The 17,515-nt window shown below is 68.6% G+C and carries 19 protein-coding genes and 1 riboswitch; of the genes, 7 read left to right on the top strand and 12 right to left on the bottom strand.

Annotated elements, in window-relative coordinates; genetic code table 11:
* Positions 1 to 141: 141 nt before the first annotated feature.
* From CGZ91_RS02760 to CGZ91_RS02745, 4 genes are read left to right on the top strand one after another with little or no spacing between them, the layout of a single operon-like run.
* On the top strand, positions 142 to 1,434 hold the full coding sequence (locus CGZ91_RS02760; RefSeq protein ID WP_179229186.1) for an ABC transporter substrate-binding protein: 1,293 nt from the start codon (positions 142 to 144) through the stop codon (positions 1,432 to 1,434).
* Positions 1,424 to 2,401 (top strand): carbohydrate ABC transporter permease, encoded by a 978-nt coding sequence (locus tag CGZ91_RS02755; RefSeq protein ID WP_229116375.1) that lies wholly within the window; start codon positions 1,424 to 1,426, stop codon positions 2,399 to 2,401. The genes CGZ91_RS02760 and CGZ91_RS02755 overlap by 11 nt, the downstream gene beginning before the upstream one ends.
* A complete protein-coding gene (locus tag CGZ91_RS02750; RefSeq protein ID WP_094452398.1) occupies positions 2,398 to 3,342 on the top strand; it encodes a carbohydrate ABC transporter permease in 945 nt (314 codons plus the stop codon). Before CGZ91_RS02755 ends, CGZ91_RS02750 begins: the two co-directional genes overlap by 4 nt.
* A 25-nt stretch (positions 3,343 to 3,367) precedes the next feature.
* Positions 3,368 to 4,615, top strand: a complete 1,248-nt coding sequence (locus CGZ91_RS02745; RefSeq protein ID WP_407670829.1) for an arginine deiminase — start codon at positions 3,368 to 3,370, stop codon at positions 4,613 to 4,615.
* 24 nt (positions 4,616 to 4,639) lie between these two features.
* Here CGZ91_RS02745 and CGZ91_RS02740 read toward each other — a convergent pair whose 3' ends face one another.
* On the bottom strand, positions 4,640 to 5,083 hold the full coding sequence (locus CGZ91_RS02740; RefSeq protein WP_094452396.1) for a hypothetical protein: 444 nt from the start codon (positions 5,081 to 5,083) through the stop codon (positions 4,640 to 4,642).
* 185 nt (positions 5,084 to 5,268) lie between these two features.
* Between CGZ91_RS02740 and CGZ91_RS02735 the strand changes: the two genes are divergently transcribed.
* Both CGZ91_RS02735 and CGZ91_RS02730 read left to right on the top strand, forming a co-directional pair.
* Positions 5,269 to 6,228 carry an aldo/keto reductase gene (locus tag CGZ91_RS02735; protein WP_094452395.1) on the top strand — a complete coding sequence of 320 codons (960 nt, stop codon included), beginning with the start codon at positions 5,269 to 5,271 and terminating at the stop codon, positions 6,226 to 6,228.
* Positions 6,229 to 6,256: 28 nt separating this feature from the next.
* Complete coding sequence (locus CGZ91_RS02730) at positions 6,257 to 6,505, top strand: glutaredoxin family protein (protein WP_229116374.1); 249 nt, start codon at positions 6,257 to 6,259, stop codon at positions 6,503 to 6,505.
* Between the two features lie 191 nt (positions 6,506 to 6,696).
* Here the strand turns inward: CGZ91_RS02730 and CGZ91_RS02725 are convergent, their stop codons facing one another.
* From CGZ91_RS02725 to CGZ91_RS02695, 7 genes are all read right to left on the bottom strand, one after another.
* Entirely contained in the window at positions 6,697 to 8,025 is a 1,329-nt protein-coding gene (locus tag CGZ91_RS02725; RefSeq protein ID WP_094452394.1) for an NtaA/DmoA family FMN-dependent monooxygenase, read from the bottom strand.
* A complete protein-coding gene (locus tag CGZ91_RS02720) occupies positions 8,025 to 8,825 on the bottom strand; it encodes an energy-coupling factor transporter transmembrane component T family protein (RefSeq protein WP_094452393.1) in 801 nt (266 codons plus the stop codon). Before CGZ91_RS02720 ends, CGZ91_RS02725 begins: the two co-directional genes overlap by 1 nt.
* Positions 8,822 to 10,498, bottom strand: a complete 1,677-nt coding sequence (locus CGZ91_RS02715) for an ABC transporter ATP-binding protein (protein WP_094452392.1) — start codon at positions 10,496 to 10,498, stop codon at positions 8,822 to 8,824. The genes CGZ91_RS02720 and CGZ91_RS02715 overlap by 4 nt, the downstream gene beginning before the upstream one ends.
* Complete coding sequence (locus tag CGZ91_RS02710) at positions 10,495 to 11,097, bottom strand: ECF transporter S component (protein ID WP_094452391.1); 603 nt, start codon at positions 11,095 to 11,097, stop codon at positions 10,495 to 10,497. The genes CGZ91_RS02715 and CGZ91_RS02710 overlap by 4 nt, the downstream gene beginning before the upstream one ends.
* Positions 11,094 to 11,726 (bottom strand): YkoF family thiamine/hydroxymethylpyrimidine-binding protein, encoded by a 633-nt coding sequence (locus tag CGZ91_RS02705; RefSeq protein WP_094452390.1) that lies wholly within the window; start codon positions 11,724 to 11,726, stop codon positions 11,094 to 11,096. Before CGZ91_RS02705 ends, CGZ91_RS02710 begins: the two co-directional genes overlap by 4 nt.
* Positions 11,720 to 11,831, bottom strand: a riboswitch (TPP riboswitch). It overlaps the preceding gene by 7 nt.
* Before the next feature lie 55 nt (positions 11,832 to 11,886).
* Positions 11,887 to 12,438 carry a putative immunity protein gene (locus CGZ91_RS02700; protein ID WP_094452389.1) on the bottom strand — a complete coding sequence of 184 codons (552 nt, stop codon included), beginning with the start codon at positions 12,436 to 12,438 and terminating at the stop codon, positions 11,887 to 11,889.
* 12 nt (positions 12,439 to 12,450) lie between these two features.
* Complete coding sequence (locus CGZ91_RS02695; protein WP_094452388.1) at positions 12,451 to 13,434, bottom strand: hypothetical protein; 984 nt, start codon at positions 13,432 to 13,434, stop codon at positions 12,451 to 12,453.
* A 144-nt stretch (positions 13,435 to 13,578) separates the two neighbouring features.
* Here CGZ91_RS02695 and CGZ91_RS02690 point away from each other — a divergent pair, with 144 nt between their 5' ends.
* The gene (locus CGZ91_RS02690; protein ID WP_094452387.1) at positions 13,579 to 14,250 is read left to right on the top strand and encodes a type 1 glutamine amidotransferase domain-containing protein; all 672 of its coding nucleotides are present in this window, start codon (positions 13,579 to 13,581) and stop codon (positions 14,248 to 14,250) included.
* A gap of 40 nt (positions 14,251 to 14,290) precedes the next feature.
* Here CGZ91_RS02690 and CGZ91_RS14745 read toward each other — a convergent pair whose 3' ends face one another.
* The 4 genes from CGZ91_RS14745 to CGZ91_RS02670 all read right to left on the bottom strand — a co-directional run bounded on the left by CGZ91_RS14745 (position 14,291) and on the right by CGZ91_RS02670 (position 17,406).
* A complete protein-coding gene (locus CGZ91_RS14745) occupies positions 14,291 to 14,416 on the bottom strand; it encodes a hypothetical protein (RefSeq protein ID WP_267490223.1) in 126 nt (41 codons plus the stop codon).
* A 46-nt stretch (positions 14,417 to 14,462) separates the two neighbouring features.
* Positions 14,463 to 15,038: a hypothetical protein gene (locus CGZ91_RS14185; protein ID WP_094452386.1), complete on the bottom strand. Its 576-nt coding sequence runs from the start codon at positions 15,036 to 15,038 to the stop codon at positions 14,463 to 14,465.
* Between the two features lie 632 nt (positions 15,039 to 15,670).
* On the bottom strand, positions 15,671 to 16,444 hold the full coding sequence (locus CGZ91_RS02675) for a TatD family hydrolase (protein ID WP_094452384.1): 774 nt from the start codon (positions 16,442 to 16,444) through the stop codon (positions 15,671 to 15,673).
* Positions 16,441 to 17,406 carry a hypothetical protein gene (locus tag CGZ91_RS02670; RefSeq protein WP_179229185.1) on the bottom strand — a complete coding sequence of 322 codons (966 nt, stop codon included), beginning with the start codon at positions 17,404 to 17,406 and terminating at the stop codon, positions 16,441 to 16,443. Before CGZ91_RS02670 ends, CGZ91_RS02675 begins: the two co-directional genes overlap by 4 nt.
* Positions 17,407 to 17,515 lie beyond the last annotated feature (109 nt).

The following is a 17,515-nucleotide window of genomic DNA, read 5'->3' as shown; positions in this document are numbered from 1 at the left end:
ACTTCACGTTGGTGCAGGACTGCCTTGGTGGGGCGGGAAAATGTTCTGCCCATTCCTCCTGACGACGGACCGGTCATCGGCCTACGCTGACCCCGACGACGCATGCGCGGTGCGCATCACTTCAGGGAGGAAGGATCGGAAATGACGGGTCGACTTTCACGTCGCACATTCGGATTGGGCGCGCTCGGCGTGGGGGCCTCGGCCTTCGGACTGAGTGCGTGTGCGCCCGGCGGAGCCGCCGGTGGCGGGGACACCGAACAGACCGAGGACCGCAACCTCACCTACATGTACTTCACCGATGGCCCGGACCAGAAGGCCACCGAGGACCTGATCACGAAGTTCGAGCAGGAGCATGACGCGACGGTCGCGCTGGAGATCGTCCCGTTTGCCAACTTGGAGCAGTCGCTGCAGGCCCGGCTGTCCGGCGGCAACCCGCCCGACGTGGCCCGGCTGGCGTCGCTGACCGCCTTCCAGTCCGACCTGCTGGACCTCAACCAGTTCCAGCAGGAGGCCCTCGACGGGGCTTTCCTGCCGGAGATCGAGCTGGCCGCGCTGCCGGCGTCGGGGGAGCGGTTGGCGGTCCCCAGCGACCTCACCATGAATGGTCCGCTGATCAATCTGGCGCTGTTCGAGCAGGCCGGCATCGAGGTGCCGACCGCGTGGACCTGGGCGGAGATGGTGGCCGCCGCCGAGGAGATCAAGGGTGCGGCCGGCACCGAGTACGGCATCGCGATCGACGTCTCCGGGCACCGCTTCTCCACGATGCTGAGCCAGTACGGCACCAACTTCTACAACGAGGACGGCACCGCGGTGGCCCTCGATGAGGGCATGGCCGCGCAGATGCTGACCGACTTCACGAAGTACAACAACGACGGCCTGATGCCCAAGGACCTGGTGTTGCAGGCAGGTTCGCGCTACAGCGCCGCCAACGAGGTCTTCCTGGCCGGCCAGACGCCGATCTACATCTCCGGCAACTGGCAGGTCGCCGCCTTCGCCGAGAACGCCGACTTCGAGTGGGCCGTGGTGCCCAACCCGTCGCAGGCGCGCGCCGGCGGCTTCCCTGGCGGCAAGTTCATGGCGGCGTTCAAGGCGTCGCCGCGCCAGGAGCTGGCGGCGGAGTTCATCGCCTTCATGAATTCTGCGGAGTCCCAGACCGCGATGGCGCAGGGAGCCAACTTCTTGCCCACCCGGGTGGACTTGGTCGAGTCCGGCGTCGACTACACCAACCGCGCAGAGGACATGTCGACCTTCCTCGAGGACGTGTCGGCGACCCCGCCGGACGCCTTCGGCACCGCGTACTCCCCGGCCTTCAGCCAGATCGCCAAGGACTTCGTGGCGCAGGCGGGCGAGCTGCTGGCCGGCAATGTCGAGCCGGCGGCTGCCGCGACGGCGCTGACGGAGGCGGCCGAGGCCGCCCTGGCGGATGTCAGCTGAGGCGCCGCAGCCCACCGACGAGCAGGAGCAGCGGCGCGTCGACGGCGACGACACCGTCGACGCGGCCGCGCCTCCCGTACGCCGTCGGCGCCGGCTGCAGATCACCTCGATGTCGATCGCGCCGTGGCTGTTCGTGCTGCCCAACATGGCGATCTTTGGGCTGTTCACGATCTATCCGGCGATCCAGATGTTCAACATGTCGCTCTACGAATCGCGCAACGGCCGCGAATTCAGCTGGGTCGGCATGGACAACTTCTCCCGGATCCTCACCAGCCAGGAGTTTCACGCCGTCGCGCTGCAGACCGTCATTTTCACGGTCTGCTTCGTCGGGTTGACCACGATCGGGTCGACCATCGGCGCGGTGTTGTTGAACGACAACTTCAAGGGGCGCGGCTTCTTCCGGGCGATCGTCTTCTTGCCCAGCCTGTTGTCCGCGGTCGTCGTCGGCCTGTTGTGGCGCTGGATCCTGGACCGGGGCAACGGCATGCTCAACACGGCGCTGGCGGCGCTGGGACTGCCGCAGCCGGGCTGGCTGATCGAGGGTGACCTGGCGATGGGCGTCATCATCTTCGTCGGCCTGTGGATCCACACCGGCTTCTACACGCTGATCATGTTGGCTGGTCTGCAGGGCATCGACCCGACGGTCTACGAGGCCGCCAAGGTGGACGGGGCGACCGGCGTACAACGGTTCTTCAAGATCACCTGGCCGCTGCTGCGACCCACCACGCTGGTGGTGACGATCCTGTCGACGATCTCGGGTTTCCAGGCCTTCGACTACATCTGGAACCTGACCGGCGGCGGTCCGCTGGGGGCGACCACGCTGATCGTCCAGTACATCTACGAGGCGGGCTTCGACACCCCTGCCAGCTACGGCTTGGCGTCGGCGGGTGGCGTGATCCTCTTCGTGGCCGTGTTCATCTTCACGCTGATCAACTTCCTGGTCGGCCGAAGGAATGATGCCGCATGAGCAGCAACGATCAGGGGACCGATGTGGGCACCACCACCGATGTGGCTGCCAGCAAGCAGGAGGCCCGGCGTACCAGCAAGGACATCAAGTCCCACCAGCGCAAGTCGTGGACCTCGGTCAGCGGCTCCCCGGCCGGCTGGACCATCACCCGCTACATCCTGTTGACGGTGGTGGCGCTGGTGGTGTTGGTGCCGCTGACGTTGACGGTGTTGGCGAGCTTCAAGACCCAGGGCGAGTTGGGGCGGCGGCCTCCGAACGTGCTGCCGGACAACTTCACCCTCGACAACTACATCGGGGCGTTCCAGCAGTTCGACTTCCCGATCTACCTGATGAACTCCACCATCGTCACGATCGCAGCGACCCTGCTGACGGTCGTGGTCAACACGATGTGTGCCTACGGCCTGGCGAAGTACAACTTCCGCGGCCGGGATGTGCTCTTCCTGCTGGTGCTGGCCACGATCATGGTGCCGCTGCAGGTGATCCTGATCTCGGTCTATCAGGTCGCAGCCCAGCTCGGCCTGGTCAACACGTTGTTGGGTCTGATCATCCCGCCGGCGGCGACGCCGACGGGGGTGTTCCTGTTGCGGCAGTACATGTTGGGCATCCCCGATGAGCTGATCGAGGCAGCCCGGATGGATGGTGCCTCGGAGTTCGGGATCTTCCTGCGCGTGGTGATCCCGTTGTGCGGGCCGGCCATCGCGGTGGTGACGATCTTCTCGGTGATGTGGCGCTGGAACGACTTCCTGTGGCCGCTGGTGATCTCCCAGCAGGAGCGTCTCTATACGCTGCCAGTCGCGTTGGCGCAGTTCAACAGCCGCGAAGCGGTCCCGTTCAACTACATCCTGGCGATGTCGGTGGTGTCGATGATTCCGGTCATCATCATCTTCCTCTTCCTGCAGCGCCAGATCGTGACCGGCATCTCCAACACCGGCATGAAGTAGCCCGCGATACCGTCAGGTGATGACGATGTCTCAGGCCGAGCCCGGGTTGGGCGTACATTCCGAGGTCGGCACGCTGCGACGAGTGTTGGTGTGCCGGCCTGGGTTGGCCCACCAACGATTGACCCCGAGCACCGCCGACGGGCTGCTCTTCGACGACGTGATGTGGGTCGAGGCAGCGCAGCGCGACCACGGCGACTTCGTGGCTCGGATGGTTGAGCGCGGTGTCGAGGTGATCGAGCTGCACGACCTGCTCGCCGAGACGATGGCGCTGCCGCAGGCCCGGGCCTGGCTGTTGGATCGGACCGTACGCCCGACCCGCGTCGGCCTCGGCGCCGTCGAGGGGACCCGGGCGTACCTGGAGTCGCTGCAGCCGGTCGAGCTCGCCGAGATCCTCATCGGCGGGTTGGCGATCGGTGACCTGCCGGCCGATTTCCGCAGTGGCTACACCCAACTGGTCAGTGGGCGCGCCGAAGCGCGGGACTATCTGTTGCCGCCGCTGCCGAACACTCTCTACACCCGCGACACCACCTGCTGGGTCGGCGGTGGCGTGACGCTGAATCCGCTGTTCTGGCCGGCCCGCAAGGACGAGACCATGCTGATGGCGGCGATCTATCGCTTTCATCCCGAGCTGAGCCGGGCGAGGGTCTGGTGGGGTGACCCGGATCAGGACTGGGGGCAGGCCTCGGTCGAGGGTGGTGACGTGATGCCGGTCGGCGGCGGGGTGGTGCTGGTCGGGATGAGCGAACGTACCTCCCGGCAGGGCATCGGGCTGTTGGCGCGCAGCCTCTTCGACCAGGACGCCGCCGACCAGGTCGTGGTGGCAGGGATGCCGAAGCTGCGGGCGGCGATGCACCTGGACACCGTGTTCACCTTCGCCGACCGGGACCTGGTGACGGTGCACCCGGCGATCGTGGACGGCATCCAGCCCTACGTGTTGCGGCCCAGCGACCGCGCACCCGGCTTCGAGGTGATTGACCACACTGATCGCCGCTTCATCGACGTGGTCGCCGAGGCGATGGGCCTGCCACAGTTGCGGGTGGTCGAGACCGCCGGTGACCTGTACGCCTCGGAACGGCAGCAGTGGGACTCGGGCAACAACGCCGTCGCGCTGGAGCCGGGCGTGGTGATCACCTATGACCGCAACACGCTGACCAATGCGGCGCTGCGCGAGGCCGGCGTCGAGGTCATCACCATCGCCGGTGCCGAGCTGGGCCGGGGCCGGGGCGGCGGACACTGCATGACGTGCCCGATCGCCCGCGACCCGCTGGACTGAGCTTGAGTCAGAGCTGGGCCTGACTCAGAGCTTGGCGTCGCCGACCGAGTCGTCGATTTCGAGGCTGACCCCACCGTTCTCGTCGGTCTTGTTGTAGACCCGCTTGCCGACCAGTGCGACCAGGGACTGTGCCCGTTCGATCTTGCTGGCGGCGAAGACGTCGACCTGTCCCTTGGGGTCCTCGGGGGTGGCGGCTTCGAAGACCTCGATGTGGGCCAGATAGGTGTCGAGGACGTCCTCCAGCGGATACTGCGTGTCCTCGTCGGTCTCGTTGCGATATTCGAGGGCGACCATGAAGTAGCCGTCGGAGACGTTCTTGAAGATGCCGGCCTCGTCGGTCTTCTCATACTGCTTCGGGTCGTCGAACGCGTCGATGTGGGCGATGCGGGTGAAGAGCATGGCGGTCCTCTCGGTGGGGTTGGGCCGATGGGTGTCGGGGTCGAGCTGGATCTTGCTGGGAATCAGCATGACAGGTCGCTCCGACACCGTCGTCGCGTACCTGCCGAGCAGACCTGCCGCTGGCCTCGGAATAGCTGCACCGGTCGCGGAGTTGGCCTTGATGGGTGCCCGCGCCGCGGGCGTACGAATGACCAACCTCGACTCACCAGCACTCAGACCAACCCCGCATTTGGATCAACAGGAGCGATCACGGCATGACGGCGAATCTTCAGCTCGGCAACAGCGACCTCAGCATTTTTCCGCTCGTCCTGGGCGGCAACGTCTTCGGCTTCAGCGCCGACCGCGACACGTCCTTCCGGGTGCTCGATGCGTACGCCGCTGGGGGCGGCAACCTGATCGACACCGCCGATTCCTACAGCGCGTGGGCGCCGGGCAATGTCGGTGGCGAGAGCGAAACCATCATCGGTGAGTGGCTGGCCGACCGCCGCCCCGAGGGTGTCCACGTCGCCACGAAGGTTGCCCAGCATCCCGATTTTTCCGGGCTGGCGCCCGACAACGTACGACGCGCGGCCGAGGCGTCGCTGCAGCGGCTGCAGCTCGACACCATCGACCTCTACTACGCCCATAAGGACGACCCCGAGGTGGAGCTCGCCGAGGTCGTCTCGACCTTCGACGCGCTGGTGAAGGAGGGCAAGGTCCGCACCATTGGCCTGTCGAACTTCACCCCCGAGCGGACCCTGGAGTGGCTGCGGATCGCCGAGGAGACCGGTGCTGCGAAGCCGGTGGCGTTGCAGCCTCACTACAACCTGGTGCACCGCAACGAGGTCGAGGAGCAGCTGATCCCGGTGGCGGCCGAGCAGGGGCTGAGCCTGTTGCCCTATTTCGGGCTGGCGGCGGGCTTTCTGACTGGCAAGTATCGCTCCACCGAGGACACCGGCGGCGGCTCCAAGCGGGCCGGCGGGGCCGCGAAGTACGCCACCGAGCAGGGCCTGGCGATCATCGACGCGCTGGAGTCGATCGGCAACGACCACGGTGCTTCGATCGCCTCGACCGCGCTGGCGTGGCTGCGGCAGCAGCCGACGGTGCTGGGCCCGATCGCGAGCGCGAGCAAGCAGGAACAGGTCGCTGACCTGCTGGCGTCGGCGAAGCTGGAGCTCAGCGATGATGAGATCGCACAGCTCAATGCGGTGTCGGAGTGGACTCCGACCAACTGAATCCAGCCGACGACAAAGGAGACAGGCGATGAGTGAGCAGCAGATCCGGATGTACGGCGCCGACTGGTGCGGCGACTGCCGGCGTACCAAGGCACAGCTGGACGGGCTTGGCGTGGCCTACGAGTATCTGGACGTTGAGGCCAACCCCGAACTGGCCGAGGAGGCCCGCGGCATCTCCGGGCGCACCACATCCCGGTGGTGGTCTGGCCCGACGGCAGCCACGCCGTCGAGCCGAGCAACCCCGACACCGAGAAGAAGCTGCGCGAGCTCGGCCTGATCTGAGGCGCTTGCCTGGTCTGAGCCTCGGGGCGTTCCCGCGGGAACGCCGCGGCGCACGCGGGGGGCTCGGGTCACCGGCGTACGTTTCCTCAACAAGTTGAGGTCTGGGCCCTGGATCGGTGATTTCGGGCATGTTTCCTCAACATGTTGAGGTCCTGAGCCCCAGATCGGTGATAGGGGCCGGTTTCCTCAACGCGTTGAGGTTGGCTGCGGCTCCCCGAAGAGCCGCTCCCGCAAGGTACGCGGCGTGCCGTCGTCGGTGAGGCGGCCGCGCCGGCGCAGCTCCGGGGACAGGTGGGTGACGAGGTCGACCATCGACCGCGGCGTGACCGGTGACATCACGATGAACCCGTCGGCGGCGTCGGTGTCGATCAGCGTCTCCAGATAGGACGCCACCGTCGCGGCGTCGCCGACCGGTTGCGGATTGAGCTGACACATGGCGTACCGGCGGGCGAGCTGCCCCACGGTCAGCCCCTCGCTCTCGGCCACCTCGAACAGCGAGTCCTCGAAGCCGAGGGTGCCGGTGTTGCCGCGATGAGCCAGCAGCAGTTCGGTGCCCGGCCGGTCGGGGTCGGCTTGTCCGGACACCCGGAACAGTCGGCCCAGCGCTTCCACCGCGCCGTCGAGGTCGATCGCGGACTCGAGCCGGTCGCGTTCGGTGTTGGCGGCCTGCTGGGTGGCGGACACGATCGGTTGGACCGGGGCCAGATAGCGGATGGTGTCGGGGTCCCGGCCCGCGGCGGCGGCGCGGCGACGCAGGTCGGCCCGTTGGGCGTGCATCGCCTGTGGGGTGTTGCCGGTGCCGAAGACCAGTTCGGCCCAGCGGGCGGCGAAGTCACGGCCGCGTTCGGAGGCTCCGGCCTGCATCAGGATTGGGCGGTCCTGGGGGCTGCGCGGCACGGTGAGCGGGCCGGCGGACAGCGGATTGCCGGTGCGATGGACCTTGGCCGGGTCGGCGAAGTCGCCGGCGGGATCGAGCAGCAGTGCATCGGGTTCCCAGCTCTGCCACAGGTCGACCACGGCGCGGGTGACCTGCTCGGCGGTGTCATAGCGCGCGTCCCGTTCCGGCAGCCGCGGCCGGCCAAAGTTGCGCGCATCTGAATCCATCGTCGAGGTCACGATGTTCCACGCGGCTCGTCCGCCGCTGAGTTGGTCCAGGCTCGCCATGGCGCGGGCGATGGCGTACGGGGGATGGAAGGTGGTCGACATGGTGGCGCCCAGCCCGATCCGGCTGGTCGCTCCGGCGATGAGGCCCAAGGTCACCATCGGGTCCAGCGCGGTGGTGAGTTTGCCGCCGGCGCGGAGGTTGGCGGCCGGTTCGCCGGTGGCGTCCTCGGCGATGGAGAGCTGATCGGCCAGGAACAGCATGTCGAAGCCGCCGGTCTCGAGCAGCTGGCCCAGATCACGCCAGAAGTCGGCCCGCAGGAAGTCCGACCGGGCGCCCGGGTCGCGCCAACCCGGCGTGTACTGGCTCACCGGGATGGTCGTCAGGGACACCAGAATCATCGGTTTCGGCATCAGAACAGGGCTCCTGGTCCTTGCAGGACTCCGGCCCAGCCCGCCAACGCGATCACCGTGCCCATGACGGCGAGCACGCCGATCACCAGCCAGGCATCGCCGGAGCCGATCGGCACCGGCCGCCAGATCGTACGCGGCTGCAGCCCCAGTCCGCGTGATTCGAGGGATTCGGCGACCCGTTCGCCGCGCCGCAGTGCGGTGATGAGCAGCGTGAAACCGGCCGAGGTGAAGGTACGCAGCCCGCGGCGCGGTCGGCCCTTCGCGTCCAGCGGTGCGCGGACATCCTGGGCCTGTCGAATGGTCACCCACTCTCGTCCGAGCAGCTCCAGCAGCCGATATCCCGACATGACGGCATAGCTCACCCGCGCCGGCAGCCGCGCGTGTTGGTGCAGGCTGGCCATCAGGCGTACGGCATCGGTGCTGTGGATCATCGCGATCGACAACACCCCGATGGTGAGGGCGCGGGCCGCCAGCGCAGCGCCGACGCTGATCCCTTCGGCGGTGACGCGGAGGAACCCGTACTGCCACAGGACCTCGCCGGGACGGGTGAGCACGTTGACCCAGAACACCCCGAAGCCGAACGCGAGGAAGGGCAGGTGCGCGATCAGCAGCGACCGGGGACGGATGCGGGTGCCCACCAGCGCACCCACCAGGCCCAGGGCATAGAGCGTCCAGGTGGAGACCGGGTCCAGTAGGAACAACAGGGCCAGTGACACGACGAACAGCAGGGCCAGCTTCACCGTGGGGTTGCGGCGCGCCAGCGGGGAGGCGGTGTCGGCGCGGACCAGCAGCGCGCTCATCGGACCTCCCCGACCAGGGTGTGCGGGCTTTCCCAGCCGGCCAGCCGGCGCAGCACCGACACCGACCGGGCGTCGGTGCCCAGCTCGGTGATGAGGAAGCGCAGCAGCTCGGGCAGCACCAGGCCACCAGCCTCGCGGGCGGCCGGGTTGGCCAGCACCGGCAGCGTCGGGCCGTCGGCCGTCATGCCGCAGGTCGTGCCGTCTCGGTCGCCCAGCACGATCACCCGGTCCGCCACGGTCGCGGCGAAGCGGAGGTCGTGGGTGGAGCACAGCACCGCGCGACCGGCATCGGCGGCGGAGCGCAGCGTACGCGCGGCGGCCATCGCGTCGCGCCGGTCCAGACCAAAGGTCGGTTCGTCGGCCAACAGCACCGGACGGTCGACGTGGGCCAGCATCGCGGCCAGGCTGAGTCGGCGCTGTTCGCCGCCGGAGCAGCGGAAGGGGCTCTGTTCGGCGACGTGAGTCAGGCGGTGGTCGCGGAGCTGCCGGTCCACCCGGTCGGCGACGTCGGGCCCGCTCAGTCCGACGGCGATCTCGTCGCGGACCCGATGGGCCAGGAACTGCCACTCGGGATTCTGGAACACCATCGCCGGGCGCGGGCCGGTCACGGTGCCGCGGCCGGGCGGCAGCAGGCCGGCCAGAGTGAGCAGCAGGCTGGTCTTGCCGACGCCGTTGGGACCCAGCAGTGCCACCACTTCGCCGCGGCGCAGCTGCAGATCGACCCCGGTGAGCAGGTCGCGGTCGCCCCGTCCCACGGTCACCTCGGTGGCGGTCAGCACCGAGTCGGCGCTGTTCGCCGACGCGGGCGGTTCCTCGGTGCTGTCCGAGCCGCACCGGCGCAGCCAGTCGGTGACCGCGGGGTTGGCGAGCCCTCCGGGGTGCCCGCTGACGGCGTACAGCTCGGCGGTCAGCGGCAGCCAGCAGCCGGCATCGTGGAGGGTGCGCGCGTGGGTGGTCAGGACCTCGCTGGTGGGGCCGTCGGCGATGATGCGGCCGTCGGCGCCGAGCGCGACCGAGCGGCCGGGAAGGGCGTCGGTCCCCGCGGCGCCGGCGTATTCGTCGAGCCGGTGTTCGACCAGCACCACCGCGGGCCGGTCCGCTGTGGTGGCCGCGGTCACGGCCTGCCTAACCGAGGCGATGCCGATGGGGTCGAGCATCGAGGTGGGCTCGTCCAGCAGGAGCACCTGCGGCCGCATGGCGAGCGTGGCGGCCAGCGCGACCCGCTGGGTCTCGCCGCCGGACAGCTCGCCGGTGCCCCGATGGCGCAGCTGCGCCGCACCGACGGTCGCGAGGGCGGCGTCGATCCGGGCGGAGATGTCGGCGCGGTTGACGGCGAGGTTTTCCAGGGGGAGTGCGACTTCGTCCTCGACGGTGGCCAGGCAGACGGTGGCGGCCGGGTCCTGACCGAGCACCCCGACGATGCGGGAGCGTTCCACCACGCTGGTGTCGGCGGTCTCGGTGCCGGCGACCAGCACCTGCCCGGCCAGGTGGGCGTTGACCGAATGCGGGATGACGCCGGTGATGGTGCGCAGCAGGGAGGACTTGCCCGACCCCGACGGGCCCAGGACGAGGAGCTGTTCTCCGGGCGCCAGCTGCAGTCCGATGTCGCTGAGCACCGGGGTGTCGCGCCGCGCCGCGGTGACGGTGACGTCGCGCAGGTCGACCAGGGTCACCGGGTCTCGCGTCCGATGGCGTAGTTGTCGACGACGCCGGTGCGGTGGATGCCGCCGACGGTCACCTTGGCCAGCAGACCGCCCAGGATCACGCCGCTGATGGCCTGGATCACGAAGCGGATCCAGAACAGATCGGTGCCATACCAGCCGCCGCGATAGGCCGACCAGAAGAAGACCAAGCCTGCGCCCAGCAGGCCGGACACCGCGAAGATCCCCCACGAATAGTTGCGATAGCGGGTCAGGGCAAACGGCAGTTCGCTGCCGGCCCCCTGGATGAGCGCGGCGATGGCGAGCATCGGGCCGACCGGTGAGCCGAGGAAGATGAATTCGATCACGGCGGCGATCAGTTCGGCGGCGATGCCGGCGAAGGGGCGCCGGATGATGGCGATCGCGATGGGGGCGACGATGAGCCAGCCGCCGGCCAGGACGTGTTCGGAGAGGTCGCCGAACAGCAGCCGGGAGGCGCCCCAGGCCTGCACGAGCGCCCAGTACAGGACGCCGAAGACCACGCCGAGGACGACCACCAGGACGATGTCCTTCAGCTGCCACCGGCCCGATGGCGTACGCCCGGTGGTGGCGTCGGAGTTGGCGGCGCTCATCGGGCGCTGGGCTGGTTGTTGGCGTTGTTGCCGGGCTTGGCGGTCGGGCTGTTGAGCGACAGCGTCGCGTGGCTGACCACGTGCTGCACCTCGCGGCCCACCATCAGCCAGGCGGCCGCCAGGGTTTGCAGGACCGCGTTGAGGTCGCCGTCCAGACGGGTGGCGTAGTGCTCGGCGCGCACCTCGACACCGAGCTCGCGGGCATGCTCGATGGCGGCGTAGATGTGGCGCATGTGGTCGCCCTCGGCGCCGTCCTGCAACGGATACAGCGACCAGTGGGCGGCGGCGGTGATGCCGGCAACCGGGAGCTGCGGTGGTTCGGCGCCCTGGGCGAGCGTGTCGGGCGGCAGCTCGCATGCCAGCTCGCCGGGGCAGCCGCGGGACAGCAGCAGGTGGACGCTGACGTGATGCCCGGAGCGGGCGCAGCCGGCGATCACGGCGCCGATGTAGGCGAGGATGCGGTCCTCGGTGCCGCTCACATGGGTGCTGACGTCGTCGGTGGTGACCTCGAGGCCGCTCGAGTCGGCCTCGGCAAGCGCGGTCAGGATGATGTCGGCGTAGTCATCGGCCATCACGGCCACGCTGAAGCGTGCCCCGACGCCATAGTCGACGCTGGATTGTGCGTTCATGAAGTACCCCTCCCTGCGCTGGCATTACCCAGTTCAGGTTTGGCGGTCGAAGCGCGGTTCGCTTCCTCTCAGCCCGGCCGTTTCCGAGCTCCCGCGTGCGTGGGCCACACTGTAGCCGAGCGGTCGCGGGGCGTTCAAACGCGTCCACGACTGGGTGGGGTCACGCGTCGGGTGGGGCGTCTTGGGCGAGCGCGGCTTGGATCTCGTCGATGGTGGTGGCGAGCACGCCCGAGGTCAGCAGGCCCGTGCCGAGCGGGCCGGACGAGTCCTGCCCGAGCGGCGGCAGGGTGGCCAGCGCGGCCCGGACCTCGGCGCTCATGTGGTCCAGTTGCCAGCGGACCTCGGACTGCCTGGCCGCTTCGGGATCGGGGGCGGCAAGCGAGGCGGCCTTCGCCGCGTACGCCGCGGCGCCAAGGGCGTGGGCGCCCATGTGGGCGATGCCGGAGGCCTGGCCGGCGGCGCGGGCGGTCGCCACCGCGGCGGGGGATGTTGCCGACTTGGCGGCTCGTCCGGCCTCGAAGCGACGCTTGATCTCGCCGGCGGCATCGAGGTCGCCGCGACCGTACGCCCGGGTCCTGGCGACCCCGTCGCGCGCCCTGTCATCGTCGGGAGCCTCGGCCTCGAGCAGCGGCAGCACCCGGTCGACGCAGTCCGCAGCCCATAACGCGACAAGGCGCCGGTCGGTGTCACTGAGGGTCTGGGGTGAGGGCATGGGCTGAGCCTCTCATGGGAGACGACGCGGGGAGGTGGCGGCGTCGAGCTCGGCCAGCACGACCGCCCCCACTACGGACGTCGCGGTTCCGGCGACGACCTGGACGAGGTCCGCGACGGGCGTGATCCCCGGCTGTGGTGCCTCGGCGTTGGCGCCGGCGAGCCCGATGAAGAGCAGCGTCATCGCGTACAGGGCGCTGGTGAGGGTGGCGCCGCTGCCGACCCAGGCGAGCACGATCGGTACGCCGGCGCGCCAGGTCCGCGGTCGCTGGAGCGTCAGCATCAGGAGTCCGACCACGGCAGCTGCGGCAAACAGGGCGGCGGCGATGTCGTTGAGGTGTTCGGCCAGACCGCGATCGGTGATCTGTTGCGCGGACAGTCCCCAGGTGGCGCCGAACCCCCACATCGTCCGGGTCAAGACGACCAGGGCCAGCAGCGCGGCGAGGCCCCATCCCATGAAGACCAGCACTGGTTGGGTGGGTCCGGCGGGCCGGTCTGTGGTGCGGGCGGCAAGCACATGGCCCCAGCGGTGGCGTACGTACAGGGCGAAGGAGGCAGCGATGCCGATCGCCTGGGCGCAGAAGCCGAGATAGACCAGCGGGCCGACCCACGGGGCGAGCGAACCGTCGCCGGCAGCATCACCGGCGGCTACCGACCCGGCGACGGCGGGGCCGGTGATGAGGAACGGTGCCAGCAGCCCGATGCCGACGTAGGCGGGGACCAGCACCAGCCAGGCGGGCAGTCGCAGGCCCCAGCGGTGGGTGAAGGCGAGGATGACCGCGATCGCGATGAGTTCCATGACCGCGGTGACGATGTTGCCGTTGCGGACCACGGCCGGGTCGAGTGGGGAGGGTTCGAGGATGCCGACCGTGGAGCCGGAGATCCACATCAGTTTGAGGATCAGATAGGGCAGGACGGCCACGATCGCGAGGTAGCCGATGATGAGCCGCAGCGTCGACGTCGGGGCAGCGGCAGGGGTGTCTGCGGGGGTGCGCATGACTCGACCCTGTCAGATGGGGGCTGGTTCGCGCCTCTGGTTTCCGTGCCGTGGCGGCGTAACGGTGGCCCCACCCTGCCGGCGTTCGGGCCGAGTTCCTAAGGTGGTGATTGTCCGGTACGTCTCGAGAAGGAAGTGGATCCGATGAGTGATGCAGCACGTGTACTTCTTGTCCTGACCAGCCATGACGACCTGGGTGGGGTGCGTGGCACGGGTTACTACGTCGGCGAGGCGGCCGAGCCGTGGCAGGTGTTCACCGAGGCCGGCTGGATCGTCGACATCGCGTCGGTGGCCGGCGGAGTGCCGCCTGAGGATGGTCGCGACGAGGATGATCCGGCCCAGCAGGCGTTCCTGGCTGATGAGCGGGTGGCGCAGCAGTTGGCGGACACCCGGAGCGTGGCCGAGGTCGATCCGGCCGGCTATGACGCGGTGTACTTCGTGGGCGGGCACGGGGCCATGTGGGACTTCCCTGAGTCGCCCGATGTGGCGCGGGTCGGTCGGGCGGTGTACGAGTCGGGCGGCGTGGTCGCGGCGGTGTGTCACGGGCCGTCGGCGTTGGTGAATCTGACGTTGGCCGACGGTACGCTGCTGGTGGCCGGCAAGCGGGTGGCGGGCTTCACCAACAGCGAGGAGGCCGCTGTCGGGCTGACCGAGGCGGTGCCCTTCCTGTTGGCTGATGCGCTGACCGAACGCGGCGCCACGCATGTGGCGGGGCCGGACTTCACCGAGAACGTGGTCGCCGACGGGCGGTTGGTGACGGGCCAGAATCCGCAGTCGGCGGCCGGCGTGGCCCGGGCCGTCCTCGCGGCCCGCTGATGGAGCAGGCCTCGGCGCCGGTCGAGGGGCCGGGTTTCTATCACGTGTGCTTCGCCGTGCCTGATCTGGCGGCGGCGATGGCCGAGCTCACCGAGATGGTCGAGGTGAGCTTCGGGGAGCCGGTGCGCGACCAGCTGGGCGAGTGGCCGTATTCGTTGGTCTTCACCGACCAGGCCCCCTATCGAACTTCACCCCCGAGCGGATCGCGCAGCTCAATGCGGTGTCGGAGTGGAGGCCACGATGCCCGCGCCGGCCGTGCCCGCCCCAGCGGTGCCCGCGCCAGCAACCCCAGCGCCGGCCGTGCCCGCCAGCGCTCGCGCCACAGGCATGAACGTGGCCTGGGCGACGATGCCCTTGGCGCCCATCATGGCGCTGTGGACACCTCCTGGCACGGCTTTGGACGTCATCGACTTCACGAGTCCTTGCCCGACCTGCTCAGCGACCTTAGCGGGTACAACCATGCGGTACAGCACCTCGCCGGCGGCTTCGATGGCAGGAGCCGCGCCAGCCTTGGATGGCGTCGAGCGAGCCGTTTGCGCCACCAACTGAGACAGCTGCTGAGCGAGTGGGCTGGCTGCGTGCAGCGCGATGCCGCCAGAGCGCTCCTGGCGCCGGGTGATGGGGTGCATCTCCAGTGTCGTGATAGGTGTCTGCGCGAAGCTGGCGAGTGCGGTGCGCATGTCAGCAAGCCGCTCGGGCGTCATGTCCCCGTCGCTCGCGGCCTCGGGGACGGCCACCGCTTCAGTGGCCAGTGTCCACACGGGCACCTGTCCGCTCTGTTCTGCCATGTCGCTCCTGCCGGCTGTGGCTGACGCCCTTGCGGCGTCCGTTCTCGCTGGCGGTCCTGCTATCCGTCTGGACTGACAACTGAACGTGCTGAGCCGGGGGAGCGCCCACACCGCACCAAGCAGAACACCCCCGACACGCATCGCATGTCGGGGGTTGGTCCCTCAAAACCTGGTGGAGGTAGCGCGACAGTGTTCGAACCTTGCCCCGGCGCTGACGCGGGCCGTGTCGTCGCACCACGCGATTCGGCGTCGGGACTCGTTGGTTCGCCAGGAGTCTTTGGAGCAGCTGCCGCGTCGGGTGACGCGCTTGACGGAAACGATGCTGCTTGAGGCCGAGCGGAGGTATCGGGGTGGGGAGATCTTGCGGACCATCGCATCGGATCTGGGGGTGAGTCGTCAACGCCTCTCAAGCCATTTGCGCGAGCGAGGGGTCCGGCTCCGTCGAGAGAAGCCCTCTCCTGCGCTGGCGCTTGAGATGTGCCGCCGTTACGAACAGGGTGAGTCGTTGGCGAGAGTGGGCGCGCGCCTTGGATTCAACCCCAGTTCCGTGCGTGTCGCGCTCCTCGCTGCGGGTGTGAAGCTTCGGGACACGCATGGGCGAGTGCGGTGAGTCTCGGCGCCCCTGTGGGGTGTTACTCGATAGCCCCGAGGATTGCTGCGACTCGGGGTGGCAGCAGAGGCTTCGTCCCAGTGGTGTTCACAAGCGTGGCGAGGTTGCGCCAGGCGTGGGCTCGGATCTGAGCGGTGGTGACTCCGCGCTGCTTGGCGAGAGCTGCTTCGACGTCGCGGACGTTGCCAGGTTGATGCGGGCGGGCTCCGCTGCGGTTCCCATCGGGGTGGTCTGTTTCTAGGAGGAGACGGTCCGTGGGGATGAGGTCGATCGCGTCGCTTCGGCGCAGGGTGGCGGTGTTGATCGAGAAGTAGGCTCCGAGTTCAACTGCGCGCCTTGTGGTGGCTCGGTCGCCGAGCCACCAGTGCAGGATCGCGCCGGTGATCGGGGTGTGTTCGAGATGTTCTAGGACTTCGTTGGTTGCCCGGTAGCTGTGGATCGACGTGAGTCGGGGCTTCGCTTGGAGTTGCGTGAGCAGCGAGGCCAACACCTCGTGCTGTTTGGCGAGGCGGGATGGGACTTTTGCGTCGAGTCCGATTTCGCCGACGTAGGGGGTGCGGGCGATGAGACGCTCGAACTCCTCGGGATCGTAGCCGTCGAGTGCGGTCTTCACTCCTGGGTGAACGCCGACGCCCCAGATCGCGAGCAGGTCGTGGTGCTGGCGATCGAGGGCGAGACGCGACTCGGCGAGGCTTCGGCTTGCCGCGAAGATCACGGCTCGGAGGTTCAGCAGGTCGCGAGGGGTGATCGTCGGGTCGATGTGGGCGTGGAGGTCAACGGCCGGGAAGTTGGTCATGTCAGTGTTTCCAGCTCGCGTGCGCCGCGGACGCAGAGGTCACGGGCGTCGGTTGCGGAGTACCCGTCGGGCAGGCGCATTGCTGCGATGTCGCTGACCCGGATTCCGCGGGCCACGAATCCGCGGATGCTGGGAAGGATCGACGCCTTTTCGAGTTGGGATCTCGCGGCCTCGCTGGGAGGGGCGTCGATCACGTAGGTGCTTCGGTCGGTGAGCTTCGCTGCCGCGAACGATGCCCGGCGCACCAGGCATCCGAAGCACGTTCCGCAATGATCGGTCGCTGTCACGCCGAGCCATCGTCGGTTGGTGAACGCGCACGAGTTGGTGGCGCTGAGAAGGTCCGAGGCCGGGCCATCGCCGACCTGGTCCGCCAGCCACCGGAACATCTCGCCCTTCGTCTGCGCCGCGAATGGATTGGACAGGGTTCCCCATGCGCCAGCGGCGGAGACGAGTCGGGACAGTTCGGTGAGGAACCACGGGTGGGTGGTGCGGGTGGAGAGGCTGCCGAGCTGGTCAGGGCCAAGGGGTGGGTTCAGTGACGCGAACCCGTTCTCAGGGATCCAGAGCTCCACCTCGTTGACCGAAGCGAGGGCGAGGCCGAGCGCAAGGAACAGGAACGATCGGGTTCGCGTGGTGTTCTCATTCTTGAACCGGTGGCCTCCGGGTTGTGTCTGGCGTCGGGTGAAGCGGATCTGCGCGTGCTGCTGCGTGCTGCCATTGGGGCAGAAGTCTCGGATGTGTTCGGCGACGTCCTGCTGGATGGGTGAGATCGATGTCGCCCCGACGTGAGAGACAAGCAGATGCGGTTCGGGCCGGGTACGCGCCAGGAATGCACCGGTGGCGGAGTCGGCGCCGCCGCTCATGAGCACCACCCGCTGCACGTCGGGATACCCGTTGGGCGCGATGTCCTCACGAGGGATGCGTGCTGCACGGAAGGTGAGCGTCCACCGGTCACCCGACAAGAAGTCGAGGAGCTGCTGCAGCTGGTTCGTGATGGCGTTCCAGGGTGCCGTGTCGTGGACGGGGACGCTCAGAGCGATGTGGCGTTGGGTCCAGTTGACGCGGCCGGCC

The organism is Parenemella sanctibonifatiensis (genome assembly GCF_002250565.1).
GTDB lineage: Bacteria > Actinomycetota > Actinomycetes > Propionibacteriales > Propionibacteriaceae > Parenemella > Parenemella sanctibonifatiensis.
Note: the sequence above shows the minus strand (reverse complement) of the source record. Positions and strands in the feature narration are given on the sequence as shown.